The organism is Vibrio sp. V01_P9A10T6, assembly GCF_963877065.1.
GTDB lineage: Bacteria > Pseudomonadota > Gammaproteobacteria > Enterobacterales > Vibrionaceae > Vibrio > Vibrio anguillarum.
Map to the genome: position 1 here is coordinate 1 of NZ_CAWNTB010000078.1, position 5268 is coordinate 5268.

At 45.1% G+C, this 5268-nt stretch carries 2 protein-coding genes and 1 pseudogene; 1 reads left to right on the forward strand and 2 read right to left on the reverse strand.

Annotated elements, in window-relative coordinates; translation table 11 throughout:
* Window positions 1-53 precede the first annotated feature (53 nt).
* A complete protein-coding gene (gene adhE / locus AACQ21_RS04465; RefSeq protein ID WP_013856398.1) occupies window positions 54-2726 on the forward strand; it encodes a bifunctional acetaldehyde-CoA/alcohol dehydrogenase in 2673 nt (890 codons plus the stop codon).
* Between the two features lie 129 nt (window positions 2727-2855).
* Here the strand turns inward: adhE and AACQ21_RS04470 are convergent, their stop codons facing one another.
* Both AACQ21_RS04470 and AACQ21_RS04475 read right to left on the reverse strand, forming a co-directional pair.
* Complete coding sequence (locus tag AACQ21_RS04470) at window positions 2856-3731, reverse strand: DMT family transporter (protein WP_105976870.1); 876 nt, start codon at window positions 3729-3731, stop codon at window positions 2856-2858.
* Window positions 3732-3853: 122 nt separating this feature from the next.
* Window positions 3854-5268 (reverse strand): annotated as a pseudogene (locus AACQ21_RS04475) (ribonuclease E); the annotation flags it as partial.

Below are 5268 nucleotides of genomic sequence, written 5' to 3' on the forward strand. Positions count from 1 at the left end.
CTGCAAACTTAATAAAGAGTTTTTAACATTTTTCTATTTTTAGGAGATCCATTATGCCTGTAACTAATTTAGCTGAACTTGATGCTCTAGTAGCGCGCGTTAAAGCGGCTCAAGCAGAATTCTCTACTTACTCTCAAGAGCAAGTAGATAAAATTTTCCGCGCAGCATCATTAGCAGCTAACCAAGCTCGTATCCCTCTAGCGCAACAAGCGGTAGCGGAATCAGGCATGGGTATTGTTGAGGATAAAGTAATCAAGAACCACTTTGCGTCTGAGTTCATCTACAACAAATACAAAGACGAAAAAACGTGTGGCATTCTTGAAGAAGATAAAAACCTAGGCACGATGACTATCGCTGAGCCTGTAGGCATCATCTGCGGTATCGTTCCAACCACTAACCCTACTTCTACTGCAATCTTCAAATCTCTCATCTCTTTGAAGACTCGTAACGGTATCATCTTCTCGCCACACCCACGTGCGAAAAATTCAACTAACGATGCAGCTAAACTCGTGTTAGATGCAGCAGTTGCAGCTGGCGCGCCAAAAGATATCATCGGCTGGATTGATCAACCTTCAGTTGAGCTATCTAACGCGCTAATGAAGCACGAAGGTATTGCACTTATCCTTGCAACAGGTGGTCCTGGCATGGTGAAAGCAGCTTACTCGTCAGGTAAACCAGCAATCGGTGTAGGTGCAGGTAACGTTCCAGTTGTAATCGACGAAACGGCAGACATCAAACGTGCAGTTGCTTCTGTTCTTATGTCTAAAACATTCGATAACGGTGTGGTATGTGCTTCTGAGCAAGCGGTTATCGTTATGGACGAAGTGTATGACGAAGTAAAAGAACGTTTCGCGAGCCATAAAGCGCATGTTTTAAGTAAAGCAGACGCAGACAAAGTACGTAAGGTACTGCTTATCGATGGCGCACTAAACGCGAAAATCGTAGGCCAACCAGCAACAGCCATCGCTGAAATGGCGGGTGTTAAAGTTCCAGCAGATACTAAAATCCTTGTCGGTGAAGGTATTGGCGAAGTTTCTTATGACGATGAATTCGCACATGAAAAACTTTCTCCAACACTTGGCATGTTCCGCGCGACTTCTTTCGAGAACGCGGTAGAACAAGCAGTAAGAATGGTAGAAATCGGCGGTATCGGCCACACTTCTGGTCTATACACTAACCAAGACGTTAATGCAGACCGTATCCGTTACTTTGGTGACAAAATGAAGACGGCGCGTATTCTTGTAAACATCCCAACCACTCATGGTGGTATCGGTGACCTTTACAACTTTAACGTTGCACCATCTCTAACGCTAGGTTGTGGTTCTTGGGGTGGTAACTCAATTTCTGAGAACGTAGGTCCTAAGCACCTAATCAACAAGAAAACTGTTGCGAAGCGAGCTGAAAACATGTTGTGGCATAAACTACCTAAGTCAATTTACTTCCGTCGTGGTAGCCTTCCAATTGCTATGAGCGATCTTGAAGGCAAAAAACGCGCATTCCTAGTTACTGACCGTTTCCTATTCAACAACGGTTATGCAGACGACGTAGTGACTCTGCTGAAGTCAAACGGTATGGAAGTTCAAACATTCTTTGATGTAGAAGCTGATCCAACTCTATCTGTCGTAGAGAAAGGCGCTGAAGCAATGAAGAGTTTCCAACCAGACGTGATTCTAGCACTTGGTGGTGGTTCACCAATGGATGCGGCGAAGATCATGTGGGTTATGTATGAGCACCCAGAAACTCACTTTGAAGAGCTTGCAATGCGCTTTATGGATATCCGTAAACGTATCTACAAGTTCCCTAAAATGGGTCAAAAAGCAGAATTGGTTTGTATCACGACTACTTCAGGTACAGGTTCAGAAGTCACACCATTTGCCGTTGTAACAGACGACAAAACAGGTGCTAAATACCCACTAGCGGATTATGAGCTAACACCTAACATGGCTATCGTTGATGCGAACCTTGTGATGAATATGCCTAAGTCTCTAACGGCATTTGGTGGTTACGATGCTGTGACTCACGCTCTTGAAGCCTATGTATCTGTTCTTGCGAACGAATACTCTGATGGTCAAGCTCTACAAGCACTTAAGATGCTGAAAGAGTACCTACCATCAAGCTACAAAAATGGCGCAGCAGACCCAATTGCTCGTGAAAAAGTGCACAATGCAGCGACTATCGCAGGTATTGCTTTTGCTAACGCGTTCTTAGGTGTATGTCACTCTATGGCGCACAAGATCGGTGCTGAGTTCCACATCCCGCACGGTCTTGCTAACGCATTGCTTATCTCTAACGTTGTGCGCTATAACGCGAATGATAACCCAACCAAGCAAACTGCGTTCTCTCAATACGACCGTCCACAAGCACGCCGTCGTTACGCTGAAGTGGCTGACCACTTAGGCTTGAGCCAAGCAGGCGACCGTACTGCTCAGAAGATTGAACGTCTACTGACTTGGTTGGAAGAGCTGAAGAAAGATCTCGACATCCCGCTATCTATCCAAGCGGCTGGCGTGAATGAAGCGGATTTCCTCGCAAAAGTTGATGTACTATCAGTTGAAGCGTTTGATGACCAATGTACTGGTGCAAACCCACGCTACCCACTGATTTCTGAGCTAAAAGAAGTACTTCTTGCGGCTTACTATGGTACAGCGTTTGTTGAAGGTGAAACTTTCGAAGGCACTACCGTTATCAAGAAGAAAGATGACCAAAAACCAGCAAAGAAAAAGTAAGCTGAGTTATTGAGAGATTTTCGCTAGCACGAAACAATCTCTATCGGGAAAAGATAAAGCCTCACCGTCTGGTGAGGCTTTTTTTGCTTTTTTGCTCGAGTAACTTCATCATCAAAGCGTGGATGGGATTTATCCCCACATGACTAAAATAGCGGCAATTGCGATTAGAACAAGCCCCAGCCCATCTTTAATTTTCACCGATTGTTTTAGCCAAAAAATAGAAATTAACATCGTAAAAAAGATCTCAATTTGGCCTAAAGTTTTTACATAAGGTACGGTTTGAAGAGACATTGCACTGAACCAACCAATAGAACCAAGACAGCTACTTGTGCTGGTTAATAGCGTTAGCTTAGGTCTTACCCATAATTGTTTTAATGAGTTGTTGTCGGTCACCATTAGGTAAATTAGCAGTAATAAAGTCTGCAGTGAAATGACCAACAATAATACCCAAGCAGCACTGTGTGGAAAGGGTAAGCCAAGCGCTAAACTGGCTTCACGTACCCACAATGAAGTGAGCGCAAAGGCACTACCACAACTTAATCCCAGTAAAACAGTTGGCATTGAAAGCTGCTTAATATTGCCGTGCGTGCTCATCAAAAATACACCAATGCCACCAACGATGACGCCAATCCAGCCCAAGCCTGTCAAATGAGTCCCAAAAAAAATCATCCCTAAAATAGCGGCAACTAAGGCTTCGCTTTTGGCTAGCCCAGCACCTACAGCATAGTTATTTAATTTAAAAAGCTTAACCATGAGCGCAGTCGCGATGATTTGCATCAATGACGCGCCGATAATGAAAGCGATAAAAGTCAATGACAATGTAGGTAATTTCGCGGGTATGAAATGATACAAAGTGATGAGATACAGAGCCGCGATAGGGCCAGCCCAAAGAAAGCGGGCAAGGGTAACACCAGTAGTACTGACCTCAGCTGCTAAGCGACTTTGGAATGCATTGCGCCAAGATTGCATGAATGCGGCCAGAAGGGTGAATAAGATCCAAGTCATGGAAGTCCATTTTGAGTGACAAGAAAGAGGTAATGCTATGAGATGCAGAGATATTGGGCAAGCGGAATATAAAAAGGGCTGCGAATGCAGCCCTTTAATGGTATTTAAACTCGGTTCAGAGATTAATACTGTGGTTTAGTCATTGCCGCACCAGCTTGACTTTGCGCTGACTGGCTGCCTGCTGCACGAGTTGCAATTCGTTCAGCATGGAAAGGTGCTGATACGATTTCAATCTCTTTGAGCAACAAAGAGCCTGAGGCTTTGGTCATCGGAGAGAATGCATGCGCTTTGATTGTTTTGGGTAATACGGCTTCAGGTGCCTTAGTTACTGCTTCAACCTTCAATGCTGGTACTTTCTCTGTGGCTTTTTCTTCGACAACGAGCTCAATAGCGGTAGTCTTTTCAATAACAACTTCTGCGATCACTGGCTCTGAAATAACGGCTTCTACAGTGACCGATTCTGTGACTGAAACCGATTCTGTTACCACTGTCGATGGTACTTGAGGTTCAATAGCGTCCTGCAAAGAGACTGTAACAGGTTCTTCTACGACGCTCTGGTCCTCTTCGTGGCGAATAATGACCTTACCCATTGCCATTTCAGGGAAAGCAAAACCACCTAACGTTATCTCGGTATTGTTATCTACGACATCTGCCACTTGCTGAACAGGTTCAACCGCTGCGACTTGCTCTGTTACTGGTGCTTGATACACAGGTTTAGAGAGGTCATAGCGAGGCATCACTTTACCCATTGCCATCTCAGGAGAGGCAACCCCACCTTTGCGTAAACGGAATGGGTTAGGGCGACGATCACGACCACGGCGTCGACGTTGACCACTGGCTCGTAAATGACGAGGGGAGCGGCGATTGCGACGTTGATTTTGATCGTCATTCTCATTGTCGTCGTTTGGTGTAACGACCGATGTCTCAACAGATTGTGCTGTTTCAGCTTTTACGGCTTCAATAACCTCTGCTGCCGGGGTTGTATTGATCAACATTTCAGCTTCTGGTTGTTCTTGAGCGATTGTCTGATCTTTTACACGAACTTGTTTGTTTAACTTACGGCGTTGACGGCGTTCTTTGACTTTTGCCGTTTTCTCTTCCGTTTTATCTTCATTCGCTGTCAAGGTAACGGCTTGCGCTTCAGCCGCAAGTTGTAGCCCTTGTTCCGCTAACTTTTCAGATTTGCTGTCATCACGCTTGTTGCGGCGCTCTTGTTTTGGCTTGCGAGCTTGTGTCTTACGAGGCTCGTTGGTAGCAACAATTTCTTTGTCTTGTGTTTCTTCAACAAGAGCAGAGGTATTGACAGGTTTACGTTTGTTTCTGTCACGGTTTGCGTTGTCGCGATTAACATTTTCACCGCGTCCGTTACGACGACGTTGGTCATTTCGATCACGACGCTGGCGTGGTGCTTGGCTACGTTCGTTTTCTTGTTTTTGTTGCTCTTCCTCAGTTTTCACCTCTTCCGTGGTGGTTGAGAAGATGCTACCAAGAGCTTTAACGATGCGGCCAAATAGACCTGGTTTGCCTGGTTCAACAG